The 14,320-nt window shown below is 66.8% G+C and carries 17 protein-coding genes and 1 pseudogene; 11 read left to right on the forward strand and 7 right to left on the reverse strand.

Going from position 1 to position 14,320, the window contains the following annotated elements:
- Window positions 1-340, reverse strand: a 340-nt coding sequence (locus KZA10_RS00705; protein ID WP_218681926.1) for an EamA family transporter, incomplete at its 3' end; no start/stop codon positions are given.
- A 78-nt stretch (window positions 341-418) separates the two neighbouring features.
- On the opposite strand from KZA10_RS00705, the gene KZA10_RS00710 reads away from it, so the two are divergent.
- Complete coding sequence (locus KZA10_RS00710; RefSeq protein ID WP_218681927.1) at window positions 419-1,351, forward strand: LysR family transcriptional regulator; 933 nt, start codon at window positions 419-421, stop codon at window positions 1,349-1,351.
- Between the two features lie 6 nt (window positions 1,352-1,357).
- Here KZA10_RS00710 and glpK read toward each other — a convergent pair whose 3' ends face one another.
- The 3 genes from glpK to KZA10_RS00725 all read right to left on the reverse strand — a co-directional run bounded on the left by glpK (window position 1,358) and on the right by KZA10_RS00725 (window position 5,453).
- A complete protein-coding gene (glpK, locus tag KZA10_RS00715; protein WP_218681928.1) occupies window positions 1,358-2,872 on the reverse strand; it encodes a glycerol kinase GlpK in 1,515 nt (504 codons plus the stop codon).
- A 26-nt stretch (window positions 2,873-2,898) separates the two neighbouring features.
- A complete protein-coding gene (locus KZA10_RS00720) occupies window positions 2,899-3,651 on the reverse strand; it encodes an MIP/aquaporin family protein (RefSeq protein WP_141385984.1) in 753 nt (250 codons plus the stop codon).
- 92 nt (window positions 3,652-3,743) lie between these two features.
- Window positions 3,744-5,453, reverse strand: coding sequence for a glycerol-3-phosphate dehydrogenase/oxidase (locus KZA10_RS00725; protein ID WP_141385985.1), 1,710 nt, complete (start codon window positions 5,451-5,453; stop codon window positions 3,744-3,746).
- A gap of 103 nt (window positions 5,454-5,556) precedes the next feature.
- Between KZA10_RS00725 and KZA10_RS00730 the strand changes: the two genes are divergently transcribed.
- Window positions 5,557-6,528, forward strand: coding sequence for a sugar-binding transcriptional regulator (locus tag KZA10_RS00730; RefSeq protein WP_218681929.1), 972 nt, complete (start codon window positions 5,557-5,559; stop codon window positions 6,526-6,528).
- 12 nt (window positions 6,529-6,540) lie between these two features.
- On the opposite strand, the gene KZA10_RS00735 is transcribed toward KZA10_RS00730, so the two are convergent.
- Window positions 6,541-7,692, reverse strand: coding sequence for a glutamate--cysteine ligase (locus KZA10_RS00735; RefSeq protein WP_141385987.1), 1,152 nt, complete (start codon window positions 7,690-7,692; stop codon window positions 6,541-6,543).
- Between the two features lie 210 nt (window positions 7,693-7,902).
- On the opposite strand from KZA10_RS00735, the gene rpsP reads away from it, so the two are divergent.
- From rpsP to trmD, 4 genes are read left to right on the forward strand one after another with little or no spacing between them, the layout of a single operon-like run.
- Window positions 7,903-8,331, forward strand: a complete 429-nt coding sequence (gene rpsP / locus KZA10_RS00740) for a 30S ribosomal protein S16 (RefSeq protein ID WP_017830730.1) — start codon at window positions 7,903-7,905, stop codon at window positions 8,329-8,331.
- 6 nt (window positions 8,332-8,337) lie between these two features.
- Window positions 8,338-8,568: an RNA-binding protein gene (locus KZA10_RS00745; RefSeq protein ID WP_017830729.1), complete on the forward strand. Its 231-nt coding sequence runs from the start codon at window positions 8,338-8,340 to the stop codon at window positions 8,566-8,568.
- On the forward strand, window positions 8,552-9,169 hold the full coding sequence (gene rimM, locus KZA10_RS00750) for a ribosome maturation factor RimM (protein WP_141385988.1): 618 nt from the start codon (window positions 8,552-8,554) through the stop codon (window positions 9,167-9,169). The genes KZA10_RS00745 and rimM overlap by 17 nt, the downstream gene beginning before the upstream one ends.
- 19 nt (window positions 9,170-9,188) lie before the next feature.
- Window positions 9,189-9,908, forward strand: a complete 720-nt coding sequence (gene trmD / locus KZA10_RS00755) for a tRNA (guanosine(37)-N1)-methyltransferase TrmD (RefSeq protein WP_055868531.1) — start codon at window positions 9,189-9,191, stop codon at window positions 9,906-9,908.
- Window positions 9,909-9,944: 36 nt separating this feature from the next.
- On the opposite strand, the gene KZA10_RS00760 is transcribed toward trmD, so the two are convergent.
- Window positions 9,945-10,538 (reverse strand): histidine phosphatase family protein, encoded by a 594-nt coding sequence (locus KZA10_RS00760; RefSeq protein ID WP_141385989.1) that lies wholly within the window; start codon window positions 10,536-10,538, stop codon window positions 9,945-9,947.
- A gap of 71 nt (window positions 10,539-10,609) precedes the next feature.
- Between KZA10_RS00760 and KZA10_RS00765 the strand changes: the two genes are divergently transcribed.
- On the forward strand, window positions 10,610-11,341 hold the full coding sequence (locus KZA10_RS00765; RefSeq protein ID WP_218681930.1) for a class I SAM-dependent methyltransferase: 732 nt from the start codon (window positions 10,610-10,612) through the stop codon (window positions 11,339-11,341).
- A gap of 27 nt (window positions 11,342-11,368) precedes the next feature.
- Here the strand turns inward: KZA10_RS00765 and map are convergent, their stop codons facing one another.
- On the reverse strand, window positions 11,369-12,151 hold the full coding sequence (gene map, locus KZA10_RS00770) for a type I methionyl aminopeptidase (RefSeq protein WP_055868518.1): 783 nt from the start codon (window positions 12,149-12,151) through the stop codon (window positions 11,369-11,371).
- Between the two features lie 109 nt (window positions 12,152-12,260).
- Here map and KZA10_RS00775 point away from each other — a divergent pair, with 109 nt between their 5' ends.
- The 4 genes and pseudogenes from KZA10_RS00775 to KZA10_RS00790 form a co-directional block, all read left to right on the forward strand.
- Complete coding sequence (locus tag KZA10_RS00775; RefSeq protein ID WP_055868516.1) at window positions 12,261-12,749, forward strand: hypothetical protein; 489 nt, start codon at window positions 12,261-12,263, stop codon at window positions 12,747-12,749.
- 169 nt (window positions 12,750-12,918) lie between these two features.
- Window positions 12,919-13,266, forward strand: coding sequence for a 50S ribosomal protein L19 (rplS, locus tag KZA10_RS00780; protein ID WP_017830722.1), 348 nt, complete (start codon window positions 12,919-12,921; stop codon window positions 13,264-13,266).
- 117 nt (window positions 13,267-13,383) lie between these two features.
- Window positions 13,384-14,109 (forward strand): signal peptidase I, encoded by a 726-nt coding sequence (gene lepB, locus KZA10_RS00785; RefSeq protein WP_055868513.1) that lies wholly within the window; start codon window positions 13,384-13,386, stop codon window positions 14,107-14,109.
- Window positions 14,106-14,320: pseudogene (locus KZA10_RS00790) on the forward strand (ribonuclease HII); the annotation flags it as partial. The gene lepB and the pseudogene KZA10_RS00790, both read left to right, overlap by 4 nt.

A 14,320-nucleotide genomic window follows, 5' to 3' on the forward strand; every position in this document is an offset into this window, starting at 1 on the left:
TCCGTTCGTGCAGCACGAGGGCTCCGAGCGCCAGGACGATGAGCGGCTGTGCACCGGCGACGGCGGCGGCGACGCCTCCCGGGAGTCGCTCGGCGGCGAGGAAGAGCAGCGGGAAGAAGGCGCCGATGTTGAGCGCTCCGAGTGCGAGAGACTTCCACCACCAGGAGCCGTGGGGGAGTCGACGACTGATGAGGACGGCGAGCAGCCCCGCGGGGAGTGAACGGAGGAGCCCCGCGAACAGCGGATGGCCGGCGGGAAGCAGATCTGTGGTGACCAGGTAGGTGGTTCCCCAGGCGATGGGGGCGAGGGCGGTCGACAACACCAGTGTCAGGCGGTTCACGATTCCAGCCTGCGTCCGCCACGTCGATGAGTCCAACGCATGGTTGTCACGTCATCGATGAACCCACATCATGGAAGCATGGAACTCCAGCAGCTTCGCTATGTCGTGGAAGTCGCCGACACTCTGAGCTTCACCCGAGCGGCCGAGCGGTGCTTCGTCACGCAATCGACGTTGAGTCACCAGATCGCATCGCTGGAGCGAGAACTCGGTCGTCGATTGTTCGTCCGATCCAGCCGGAGCGTCCGCCTGAGTGAAGCAGGGGCGGCGTTCGTCGCCCACGCGCGCATCGCGCTTCGTGCCGCGGAGGAGGCGAAGGAGGACGCTGCCGCCGCCGACGGTGTCGTGGAGGGCACGCTCCGGATCGGTGTGATCCCGACGGTGACCGCCGTCGATGTGCCTGCGCTGCTCGTTACGTACCGTGCGGCGCATCCTCGGGTGCGAGTGGAATTGCAGGTCGGCAACAGCGACACCCTCACGACGAAGCTCCGCAGCGGCGAACTCGACGTGGCCCTGCTCGGTTTGCGTGAAGGGGTGCCGCCGAAAGGTGTCGCCTCACGCGTGCTCTCTCGTGAGCGCCTCGTCGTGGTGTTCCCGCCGGGGCATCCACGGGGCGGCTCGAGTGCTGTGGAACTCTCGGACCTGGCCGGGACGACCTTCGCCGACTTCCCGGCCGGCACCTCCGGCCGTGCGCAGAGCGATGGCGCCTTCCTCGCGGCGGGGCTGAGCCGTGACGTCGCGTTCGAGGCCGATTCAGCGACCCTCATCCTCGGTCTGGTCGAGGCGGGCCTGGCAGTGACCCTTCTCGCACCGGGGACCGTGGCCCGCTCTGCGGCGCACGTGGTCACAGCCCAGGTGCACGGCGGCCCGGTGCGCGTGGAGTACCTCGCTTGGGACGCTGCGGCAGCGCGTCAGGTCGCTCGAGCATTCGTCGCGGTCGTGGATGCCCTCGTGGATGCCCCCGCATACGACGAGGCGGGTCCGGAGATGAACTCCGAACCCGCCTCGCACTGAAGACGACTACTTCACGTCGTCGTCGACCCAGCCCATCGACTTCGTGATCGCCTTGCGCCACAGACGAAGCTGACGGTCGCGTTCGGCTTCCTCCATCGACGGCTCCCAGCGCTTGTCCTCCTGCCAGTTGGCAGAGAGGTCGTCGAGACCGTTCCAGAACCCGACCGCGAGTCCCGCGGCGTAGGCCGCACCGAGTGCCGTGGTCTCGGCGACGACCGGCCGAACGACCGGGACACCGAGGACATCCGCCTGGAACTGCATGAGCGCGTCGTTCGCGACCATGCCGCCGTCGACCTTGAGCTCGGTGAGGTCCACGCCGGCGTCCGCGTTCACGGCGTCCAGCACATCACGCGTCTGGAAGGCGACGGCCTCGAGCGCTGCGCGAGCGATGTGGTTCTTGTTCGCGTAGCGGGTGAGACCGACGATCGCGCCGCGGGCGTCCGGACGCCAGTACGGAGCGAACAGACCCGAGAATGCGGGCACGATGTACACGCCGCCGTTGTCCTCGACCTTCTCGGCCAGCTCCTCGACCTCGGGGGCCGACGAGATGATGCCGAGCTGGTCGCGCAGCCACTGGATCAGGGATCCGGTGACCGCGATGGAGCCCTCGAGCGCGTAGTGCGTCGGCTGGTCGCCGAGCTTGTAGCCGACGGTCGTGAGCAGCCCGTTCTTCGAGTGGACGATCTCCTCGCCCGTGTTGAAGATCAGGAAGCAGCCGGTGCCGTAGGTGTTCTTGCTCTCGCCCTTCTGGAACGCCGCCTGACCGAACGTCGCCGCCTGCTGGTCACCCAGGATGCCGGCGATCGGGGTCTCGCGCAGCAGGGAGGAGTCCTCCGCGGCACCGTAGACCTCGGAGGAGGAGCGGATCTCCGGCATCATCGAGCGCGGCACGCCGAACGCATCGAGGATGTCGTCGCGCCACTCGAGCGTCTCGAGGTCCATGAACATCGTCCGCGAGGCGTTGGTGACGTCGGTCACGTGCACACCGCCGTCGACACCGCCGGTGAGGTTCCACAGCACCCAGCTGTCGGTGGTGCCGAAGATCAGGTCACCGGCTTCGGCCTTCTCGCGTGCGCCGTCGACGTTCTCCAGGATCCAGGCGATCTTGGTACCAGAGAAGTACGTCGCGAGCGGCAGTCCGACGACGGGCTTGAACCGCTCGACTCCACCGTCCGCAGCCAGACGGTCGACGATGACCTGCGTGCGCGTGTCCTGCCACACGATCGCGTTGTAGGCGGGCTTTCCCGTGGTCTTGTCCCACACCACCGCGGTCTCGCGCTGGTTGGTGATGCCCACCGCCGCGATGTCGTGACGGGTGAGGTCGGCCCGGCTGAGGGCCAGACCGATGACCTCCTGGACGTTGCGCCAGATCTCGGAGGCGTCGTGCTCGACCCAGCCGGCCTTCGGCAGGATCTGCTCGTGCTCCTTCTGGCCCGTCGCGATGATGCTGCCCTTCTTGTCGAAGATGATCGCGCGGCTGGAAGTCGTTCCCTGGTCGATGGCGAGGATGTAGTCAGCCATTGTGTTCTCCTTTGAATTCAGGTCGTTCAGGCGAGGTACAGCAGGACGGGCGCTGCGGCGGCGGCGAGTGCACCACCGATGAACGGACCGACCACCGGCACCCACGAGTAGGACCAGTCGCTGGAGCCCTTGCCCTTGATCGGGAGGATCGCGTGAGCGATGCGCGGACCGAGGTCACGAGCGGGGTTGATCGCGTAACCGGTCGGACCACCGAGAGAGGCGCCGATCGCGACCACGAGGAGCGCGACGGGAAGCGCGGTGAGCGGTCCGAGGCCTCCGGGCGTGCCGACCTCGATGTCGCCGTAGTCGGCGAACGCGAAGATCACGAAAACGAGAACGAAGGTGCCGATGATCTCGGTGACGAGGTTCCAACCGTAGGAACGGATCGCGGGGCCGGTGGAGAAGACGCCGAGCTTGTTGGCGGCCTCCGGCTCCTCATCGAAGTGCTGCTTGTATGCGAGCCATACGACGATCGCACCGAGGATCGCTCCGACGAGCTCCGCGGCCGTGGCCGTGAGGAACATGACGAAGCTGATCTTGCCAGCCAGCAGAAGGCCGATACCGACGGCCGGGTTGAGGATCGCACCGGAGTACGCGGAGACGAGCACACCGGCGAAGACCGCGAGGCCCCATCCCCAGTTGACCATCAGGAAGCCGCCGCCGAACCCCTTGTTCTTGGCGAGGGCGACGTTGGCGACGACACCACATCCGAGCAGGATCAGCATCGCTGTGCCGACCAACTCGGAGAGGAAGTAGAGACCGAGATTCACATCAGCCATGTCTTCTTTGACCTTTCTTGTGTGTCGGGGCTCCTCTGCCCCGACACGTTATGGGAGTTGCGCCGCGAGGAGGGCGGCAGTCCGAGACCCCGTCAGCCGCGGGTGCGGGACGGGATATCGAGTCCGTGTCGTTCGTTCAGCAACTGGCGCGTCTGATCGAGCTCGGCGTCGTGGCGCGAGCGATCCCAACCGAGCATCGGCGCGAGGGCGTCGGCGATCTCGTCGAGGACCTCTGCGTTCGCGCCGCCGGTGAAGGCGATGCTGGTGCGACGGAGCACGACGTCTTCCAGGCGTGCCACCATCTCGTTCTGCACCATCCACTCGAGTTCGCGCGTAGAGAGGTCGCCGCCGGCGAGCGGTGCGTCCGTGCCCTGCTCGACATACTCCCAGACCTGAGCGGCGCGGGTACCGTAACGGGCGAGAAGCTGATCGGCGCGAGCCCCGGCTCCGGGCAGATTCTCCTGGATCCAGATGCGCTTGGCCTTCTCGGTGCGCGGGAATTCGCGACCGCCGCCGATGGCCCGTCCAGCGGTGGAGACGGTCCTGGTGCGCTCGATGAGACCGAGCACGACGTCGGACAGCGACTCACCGAGGGCGCGGAACGTGGTCCACTTGCCGCCGACCAGGCTGACGAGAGGGACGGCGCCCTTGTCGTCGACCTCGATGCGGTAGTCACGGGAGACGAAGCCGGGAGCGGTGTCCTCGTGGCGCGGGAGCGGGCGGATGCCGGAGAACCTGTAGACGATCTGGTCACGCGCCACGGGAATCGTCGGGAACACGTGGTGGATCAGGTCGAAGAAGTAGTCGACCTCCTCCTCGGTGCACACGGGGACCTCGCGAGGGTCGGCGTCGATGTCGGTGGTGCCGACCAGGACGCGCCCCTTGAGCGGGTAGATGAGCACGATGCGCCCGTCGGAGTGCTCGAAGAAGATCTCGCGTCCCTGCGTCGCCTCGAGCAGCTCGGGGTGATCGAGGACGATGTGCGACCCCTTGGTGCCGCCCATGAAGCGGGTGTCGGCGCCCAGCGCAGCGTTGGTCAGGTCGGTCCAGGGGCCGGAGGCGTTCACGACCACGTCGGCCTGCACGGTGAACTCCGTGCCGCTCTCGCGGTCGCGGAGCACGACCTTGTCGCCGTCACGGGCGATGGCCTCGACGTAGTTGAGGGCATGCGCTCCCGGGTGCGCCGTGCGCCCGTCCTGCAGGACGTCGAGGGCGAGCCGCTCCGGGTCGTGCATCGAGGCGTCGTAGTAGGTCGCCGTGTACTTGATCTTCGGGTCGAGCGACGGCAGCTCGGCGAGAGACTTCTTGCGGCCGAGGAAGCGATGCCGGGGAACCATCCCGCCGTCACGCGAGAAGGTGTCGTAGATGGTCAGGCCCACCTTGATCAGGAGGGCCCCGCGCTCCTGGGGCTTGCCGCTCTTGTGCGTCAGGAACCGCAGGGGAGCGGAAAGGATGCCCGAGAAGGTCGAGTAGATCGGGATCGTCGTCTGCAGCGGCTTGACGTAATGCGGGGCGGTCTTGAGAAGCCCGTTGCGCTCCTTGACCGACTCGCGCACCAGGCGGAACTCACCGTTCTCGAGGTAGCGGATGCCACCGTGGATCATGTGGCTCGACGCGGCGGATGCCCCGGAGGCGAAGTCCCCCCGCTCGACCAGCACGACATCGACGCCCTGGAGTGCCAGGTCGCGGAAGGTGGAGATGCCGTTGATCCCACCACCGATGACGAGGACGCTGGTGCGTCCGGATTCACGGACGGCGCGGACCTCTGCGCGCTCCGCTGACGAGTGTGTCGAATCGATCATCGTCGACCCTCTCTTCCTTACTTGCCAACCAGCATCGACCTGTGTGGCATCCCGCACAAGCCCACTGCACATATGTGCAAGGATCGGGGTGGAGGAGGATGTCATGGTCGGTGCAAGTGCGGAATCCCGCGACAGCAAGCTGATCGCGGCGCTCACCGCCGCGCAGCTCTACTACATGCAGGACAAGACGATGGAGGTCATCGCGAAGGAGCTCGGCACCTCGCGGTCCTCGGTCTCGCGTCTTCTGAGCTTCGCGCGGGAGAGCGGTCTGGTGGGCATCCGGATCAATTCACCCTTGGAGCGTCTGGGCATGCTCGAGCACAGGATCCGCGATCGGCATCGCGTCGCCGCTCACGTCGTCCCGATGCCGGAGATCCTCAGCGAGGTCGAGCGGCTCGAGCGCGTCGCGCTGACAGCCGGACGTCTGCTGTCGCAGTTCGTCGACTCGAACATGGTCATCGGCGTCGCATGGGGCTCGACCATCAGCGCCGTGAGTCGCGGGCTCACGCAGAAGGAGACCCACAACACCACCTTCGTGCAGCTCAACGGCGCCGGCAACACCCAGACGACGGGAGTCGAGTACTCCAGCGACATCCTGCAGCGGTTCGGCAGCGCCTTCGCCGCGCAGGTGCAGCAGTTCCCGGTTCCGGCATTCTTCGACGACCCCGCCACGCGTGAGGCGATGTGGCGGGAGCGGAGCACTCGCCGTGTTCTCGACCTGCAGGCGAAGATGGACGTCGCGGTGTTCAGCCTCGGCTCTCCCGCCGCCGAAGTACCGAGCCGGGTCTATGTCGGCGGATATCTCGGGCGCGACGACTACCGCAGCCTGCGGGAGGATCACGCGATCGGCGACGTCGCGACGGTGTTCTTCCGCTCCGACGGGTCGTGGCGGGACATCCGGGTCAACGCGAGGGCCACGGGACCGGGTCTGGACCGTCTCCGCCGAGTTCCGCGTCGCGTGTGCGTCGTGTCCGGGATACCGAAGTTGGTCAGTCTTCGCGCGGCCCTGGCCGCGGGACTCATCACGGACGTGGTCCTGGATGAGGGTCTCGCCAGGCGCCTCGTCGAGGACTGATCACTGCACCGGCTACGGCTCCTCGGTGGAGGATTCAGGTCCTGAGCGGAACTCGCGGATCAGATGCTGTACCACCGCCGAGAGTTCGCCACCAGCCGCATCCGCGATCGCCAGCTGACGCGCATAGCTCGCCCCGCCGTCGAGGATCGTGGCGATGCCGCCGAACTCCCGACCGCAACCGAGCTCGACGGCGGTCGGGGTGAGGGCTTCGAGTGTCTCCGCGAGATGCTCGCGCACAGGGCGCTGGGTGCCGGCCGCATCGACGATCACTCTCGCCTCCAGCCCGTAGCGCGCCGCGCGCCACTTGTTCTCGCGATGGAACCAGGCGGGAAGCTCCGGAAGGGTCTTGCCCTCGTCGAGCTGGCGCGAGAAGTCCTCGACAAGGACCTGCACGAGCGCCGCGACCGAGGCGAGCTCCGGCAGCGTGGAGAGTCCGTCACACGCGCGGACCTCGATCGTCCCCCAGCGAGGTGCCGGGCGGATGTCCCAGCGCACCTCGGTGGCATCCGCCATCACGCCGGTGCGCACCATGTCGTCGAGGTATGACTCGTACTGCGACCAGTCGTGCAGGGGCCACGGGAGTCCCGCGGTCGGCAGCTGCTGGAACACCAGCGCGCGGTTGGAGGCGTAGCCGGTGCGCTCGCCCGCCCAGAACGGGCTCGAGGCGGCGAGCGATTGCAGATGGGGGAGGAACCCGGCGAGAGCGTTGATGATGGGGAACACCTTGCGCTGGTCCTCGACGCCGATGTGGACGTGGATTCCCCAGATCATCATGTTCCGCCCCCACCACTGGGTGCGCTCTATCAGGGTGTGGTACCGCGACTTGTCGGTGACCTGCTGGTCGAACCACTGCGCGAACGGGTGGCTTCCCGCCGAGAGCAGCTCGACTCCTGCCGGGTCGGTCGCCGCACGCACCGCGGTGATGGCGTTCGCGATGTCGTCGACCGCATGGGCGACCGAGTCGCCGATGCCGCTCGTGACCTCGATCGTGTTCGTGAGCAGTTCGCCCGTGACCGTGTGGCGCTCATCGGCGCTCTCGGCTTCGAGCGCTGCGAGCAGTTCGGGCGCACGTCCGACGAGATCACCGGTCGCGGGATCCGCGAGCATGATCTCCCATTCGAGGCCGACGGTGGACCGGGCCGAGGAGGCGAACTCGAGCTTCACCCGCACAGTCTGGCACGGGCGAGGCGCGACACGGCAACGGTCGTTTCGCCACGTTTCGCGCCTGGCGCGCGCTTCTGGCAGAATAGAGGGTCGGACGACCTGCTCGACCCTCTATCCAGCAGGTGTCCACACTCATTTGAGCTTCCGCCGGGTGTGCACCCCACTCTCCAGGCGACCAGTTCGTTTCCTTCCACACAATTCAGGAGAATCGTGGCTGTCAAGATTCGTCTCAAGCGCCTGGGCAAGATCCGTGCGCCGTACTACCGCATCGTCGTCGCCGACTCGAAGACCAAGCGCGATGGTCGCGTGATCGAGGAGATCGGCAAGTACCACCCCACCGAGGAGCCCTCGTTCATCGAGGTCGACTCCGAGCGTGCGCAGTACTGGCTCTCCGTCGGCGCGCAGCCGACCGAGCAGGTCGCCGCCATCCTCAAGATCACGGGCGACTGGGGCAAGTTCAAGGGCGACAAGGACGCCAAGTCCACGCTCAAGGTCAAGGAGCCCAAGGTTCCGTTCGAGATCGACGCCGCCAAGAAGTCCGTCGTGAAGCCCAAGGCCGAGAAGAAGGTGGAGGCCCCCGCTGAGGAGGCTCCCGCCGCTGCCGAGGCCGACGCGGCTCCCGCCGCCGACGCAGAGTAATCCGTCGTGCTCGCCGCCGCGCTCGAACACATCGTCAAGGGGATCGTCGATCACCCGGAGGATGTCCGTATCAACGAGTCCACATCGCCGCGAGGCGACCTCCTCGAGGTGCGTGTGCACCCCGATGACCGTGGACGCGTGATCGGGCGCGGCGGCCGCACCGCGAAGGCCCTTCGCACCCTCGTCAGCGCGCTCGCTGACGGGCGTCGGGTCCGTGTCGATGTCGCGGACGACTGACGTGGTGGCGAAGGACCGCAACCAGGGCAAGAACCAGCTGCGTGTCGGGCGCCTCGTCAAGGCGCACGGACTCAAAGGCGGGCTCAAGCTCGAGCTGTACACCGACAACCCTGAGGGACGATTCGTCCCCGGTGCCGGTTTCACGTTGCAGGTGCCAGAGGCATCTCCGTGGCACGGCAAGGAGATCACGGTGCGCGAGTACCGGGTCATGAACGGCAATCCCGTCGTCTTCTTCGACGACGTCGAGGATCGCGACGCCGCAGACAGCCTCGTCAGGGCGATCCTCTGGATCGACCAGGACGTCGACGAGGTCGAGGACGATGCGTGGTTCGACCACCAGCTCGTCGGCCTCGATGTCGTGCGCGACGACACCGTCGTCGGCCGGGTCGTACGCGTGGAGCACTTTCCCGCGCAGGACCTCCTCATCGTCAAGGCCGGGGAGAACGAGGTCATGGTGCCGTTCGTCTCCGCGATCGTCCCGACGGTCGATGTCCATGCAGGGCGCGTCATCGTGACTCCGCCCCCCGGACTCTTCGAAGAGCTTCCTGATGCTGCGGACGCGGAGCCGCAGACGCCCTCGGACGCCGAAGCGGCCGAGTGAGCGCTGATACGGTTCCCCCGTGCGCATCGACGTCCTCTCCATCTTCCCGTCCTACTTCGACGGCCTGACGCTCTCCCTGCTCGGGAAGGCCCAGGAATCCGGCCTGATCGACCTCCGTGTCCGGGATCTTCGGGACTGGACCTCTGATCGACACCGCACGGTCGACGACACCCCCTACGGCGGCGGCGCCGGCATGGTGATGAAGCCCGAGCCGTGGGGTCTCGCCCTCGATGAGATCGCCGGGTCGTCCGAGGGAGCGCCCACCGAGCGACCCACTATCATTTTCCCGTCGCCGGCTGGTGAGGTGTTCACGCAGAAGACCGCGCGAGCGTTGGCGACCCGGGAGCACCTCGTCTTCGGTTGCGGCCGTTACGAGGGCATCGACGAGCGGGTGTTCGAGTACGCGTCCGACCTGGGCGAGGTGCGACTGATCAGCCTCGGCGACTACGTCCTCAACGGGGGAGAGGTCGCGACGATGGCGATGATCGAGGCCATCGGCCGGCTCATCCCCGGGGTCGTGGGCAACCCGGAGAGCCTGGTCGAGGAGTCGCACGAAGACGGTCTTCTGGAGTACCCCTCGTACACGAAGCCCGCATCGTGGCGAGAGCGTTCCGTGCCGGATGTGCTCCTGAGCGGGAACCATGGCGCGATCGCCTCCTGGCGCCGCGAGCAGCAGATCGAGCGCACGAAGCGGCGTCGTCCCGATCTCCTGCCCGGTGACGAGACGTCCCCTGTCTGATCGAAGCCGAGAGCCGATTCCGTCACGCGGAAGGCGTCAGAGCATCCGCTCCGAGCCGCCGTCGATCTCGAAGACCACGCCGTGCGGATGCCGGAGTCCGAGGGCGTTCGATGCGTCGAGGCCCCGCAGTTCCGCCCGCAGCATCCGTCCGATCATCTCGTGGCTCACCAGCAGCGGCGCACCCTCCGAAGCCCACCCGCAGGCACTGAGTGCCTTTCGCGCCCGTGCCCTGGCCTGCGCATAGCTCTCCCCGCCGGGAAACGCCCAGCCGTAGCGATTCGCGGCCCGCTCTTCTCTCGCCGTCGGGTACGCCGCCTCTATCTCGTCCCAGGTCATGCCCGCCAGCTCCCCGTGGTCCAGCTCCGCGAGCTCGGGGACTTCGATCAGCTGCGCTCCGACCCGCTCTGCGATGATGATCGCGGTCTGCATCGCCCTGCCGAGCGGGCTGGAGCACACGGTGAGGACCCCGCGGTCCGCGAGGAGGTCCGCGATGGCATGCGACTGTGCCACGCCCTCGTCGGTGAGGGGCGAGTCGAGCTGACCCTGCAGGCGATGTTCGACGTTCCACACCGTCTGACCGTGCCGAGCGAGCAGCAGACGCTCCGGAACATGACGATCCTGCGGAATCATGGACTCAGGATGGCATACCGCGCCCCTTCCGGTCTCGCGGTGTCGCAACGCGCCGCTGATAGCGTCGAGCCATGCCTGAACAAGCGCTCGCCCGGTCGTTCGAGAGCATCGGCGACGACTACGACCGATACCGTCCCGGCTTTCCCGATGAGGCGGCAACGCTGATCGTGCCAGCCGCCGTGGATGCGGCGTTGGATCTGGGCGCAGGTACGGGCAAGTTCACCCGACTGCTCGTCGCTCGCGCACGACGCACCTACGCCGTCGAACCGTTGGAGCGCATGCTCGACGTTCTGAGGTCCACGCTCCCCGGAGCGGAGGCGTTGGTCGGCACCGCCGAGCGCATCCCTCTGGTGGATGCGTCCGTTCAGGTGGTCACCGTCGCCCAGGCCTTCCATTGGTTCGACCGGGGCCCGGCGTGTGCCGAGATCTCACGCGTGCTGGTCCCCGGAGGAACACTCGGGCTGCTGTGGAACCGCGCGGATCCGGAGTGCGCCTGGGACCGGGACTGCCATCGCATCGCGCATCCCGCCGCCGCCGACGCCTCGACCGACAGTGCGGACGAGGAGCTTCCCGGATTCGAGCCCGTTCTACGAACCCAGATCCGCTGGACGGAGCCCATCTCCCGAGAGCTTTACCTTCGCCGATGGACGACCGTCAGCAGTGTTCTCATCGCCGATGAATCGACGCGCACCCGCATGCTGGGCGACATGGAGACCGTGCTCGACGAGTCGGAGCAGACCCGTGAGCGAGACCTGTTCGACCTTCCGCACATCACCGAGATCTACGTCTACTGTCGCGCCTGAGTTCTGCGGATAGGGGAGTGGCGCAGCTCAGTCGACGCCGAGGAACGACCGATCCGTCAGGATGATCGGCCCCTCGTCCGTGATCGCGATGGTGTGCTCCGAGTGCGCTCCGCGGGAGCCGTCAGCGCTGCGCAGCGTCCATCCATCGGGGTCGGTGACGAGTTCATCGGTCGTCGCGAGGAACCAGGGCTCGAGCGCGAGAACCAGACCGGACCGCAATGGGAAGCCTCGGCCGGCGCGGCCGTCGTTGGGGACGTGGGGGTCTCCGTGCATCGTGCGTCCGACGCCGTGTCCCCCGAAGTCGGTGTTGATCGAGTACCCCTCACCGTGCGCGACAGCGGCGACGGCTGCGGAGATGTCGCCGATGCGGTTGCCGACCGTGGCGGAGTCGATCGCCGCGGCCAGTGCACGCTCGGTGGTGTCGATGAGCCGGAGGTCCTCTTCGCGCGCTGATCCGACGACGAACGACACCGCGGAGTCGGCGACCCAGCCGTCGACCGCGACCGCGAAGTCGAGGGTGACGAGGTCGCCGTCGCGCAGGGTGTAGTCATGGGGGAGCCCGTGCAGCACCGCGTCGTTGACCGAGGTGCAGATGACCTTGCCGAACGGACTCGCCCCGAAGGAGGGGTGGTAGTCGATGTAGCAGGACTCCGCTCCTGCCTTGCGGATCATGTCGTGTGCGCGGCGATCGATCGAGAGGAGATTCGTCCCGACCTTCGTCTCATCGCGCAGCGTCGCCAGCGTCTCGGCGACGAAGCGTCCTGCTGCGCGCATCTCATCGATCTCGGCAGGGGTGCGCAGTTCGATCATCGGTTGTCCTCTCGTCCTTTCCATTCTCCCTGATCCCACGCCTCGGGATCCCCGACCGCTGTCAGCGAACACCCGGACATGGGAACGGACGGCGTCGTACGATCTGAGCATGTGGTTGCGACAGGCCTTCTTCCGCTGGCTTCTTCCGGCGGCGTTCCTGCTGCCGCTGTGGCTTCTCATCGGGTGGGGCGTCTTCCAGGGAGGATGGTCGATCCTCTGGGTGCTGCTGATCGCGATGCCCTCGGTCTTCCTCGGCCAGCTTCTGCTCACCCTCCTGACGCGCTCGCGTCCCTCGGTCCGCATCGAACGGGCGGTCTCCTGGTGGGACGTCGCGGGATTCACGGTCTGGAACGGGTTGACGATCGCCGTCGGGTTCTTCATCGACGGGGCGTTCCCATGGTTGCTCACGGGTGCCATCGTCGCCGGTATCGCCCTGATCTGGTTGCAGCTATGGCAGCTGTGGAACGAGGCGAAGGGGAGCGGAGCGCGTCTGCGAGAGACCATCACCTGGTCGACGATTCCGACGGTGGATGAGCCGGCACCGCCCACGCGTGCCCACGAGGTCATCGTGGTGCGGGAGACCGATAGTCGCGACTGACGTCGGCGTTTTGGCCGGGCGTCGCATCCATGGCAGAATGAGTGTTTGTGCTGTGACCGGTTCTGCCACAGGGGAGCCCGCGGACGCTTGAGCGCCGTACAGTTCAATCCTTTTCTTGTTCCTTTGAATACATGCATGCGACCTGTGGCGGGTGCAGAGAGAGACGATCATGCAGATCCTCGACGCCGTCGATGCGGCTTCCCTCCGTTCGGACATCCCGGACTTCTTCCCCGGCGACACCGTCAAGGTGCACGTCAACATCACCGAGGGCAGCCGCTCTCGTATCCAGGTCTTCCAGGGCGTCGTCATCGGCCGTCAGGGCGACAGCGTGCGCGAGACCTTCACGGTCCGCAAGATCAGCTTCCAGGTCGGCGTCGAGCGTACCTTCCCGGTGCACTCCCCGGTGATCGACCACATCGAGGTCGTCACCCGTGGTGACGTGCGTCGCGCGAAGCTCTACTACCTCCGCCAGCTGCGCGGCAAGAAGGCGAAGATCAAGGAGAAGCGCGACCGCTGAGTCGCAGCATCTCCACGGCACCCCGGGACACGATGTCCCGGGGTGCTTTGTTCTCCCTGCGGTGTGCGAACCTAGATACCGTCGCCGCACGACGGTGCTTGATCGTGAAGGAACCTGATGACTGAATCCCCGTCCGCGCCCACGTCCAGAAGACGTCGCGGGTTCCTGGTCTTCCTTCGTGACGTCCTGGTGATCGTCGTGATCGCCGCGCTGGTCTCCTTCGTCGTCAAGAGTTTCGTCGTCCGTTCGTTCTACATCCCCTCCGCGTCGATGGAACGCACGCTGCTGATCAACGACCGCATCCTGGTCGACGAGCTCACGCCCCGCTGGACGGATTACGAGAGGGGCGACGTCGTCGTCTTCAAGGACCCGGGCGGGTGGCTCGACGGGCAGCCGCAGACCCCTGCGCAGCCGCCGCTGGTCGAAGCTGTCGACTGGGTGCTGAATTTCGTGGGCATCTCCGCCACCGACTCGCAGGACCATCTCGTCAAACGCGTGATCGGTCTGCCCGGCGATCATGTCGTCTGCTGCAACGCGCTCGGTCAGATCACCATCAACGGCGCGCCCATCGATGAGCTCAGCTACCTCAACCTCCCGCCCGGCGACACTGCTGCCTCGAACGAGCCCTTCGACGTCGTGGTGCCCGAGGACTCGGTGTGGCTGCTCGGGGACAATCGCGACCGTTCGCGCGACGCCCGCGCGCACCAGGACCTCCCCAGCGGCGGCTTCGTCCCGATGGGGAACATCGTGGGCAAGGCGTTCCTCACGACCTGGCCGTTGGACCGGCTGGGGCCGATCGACGGTCATCACGAGATCTTCAACGGCGTTCCGGCTCCGGAATGACCGTCGTCGCGCCGAAGCTGACTCTCGAGCGCCGGCTCCTCGGCGAGTGCGAGCTGATCATCTCTCTGGACGAGGTCGGTCGGGGTGCACTCGCCGGACCGGTCGCCGTGGGAGCTGCAGTGATGGATGCCGCTGGTGCTCGCCGTCGAGTGCCCGAGGGGCTGCGGGATTCCAAGCTCGTGACGGAGCTGCGCAGGCCCGAGGTCGCTGC

The sequence above is a fragment of the Microbacterium sp. BF1 genome, assembly GCF_019279095.1.
Taxonomy (GTDB): domain Bacteria; phylum Actinomycetota; class Actinomycetes; order Actinomycetales; family Microbacteriaceae; genus Microbacterium; species Microbacterium maritypicum.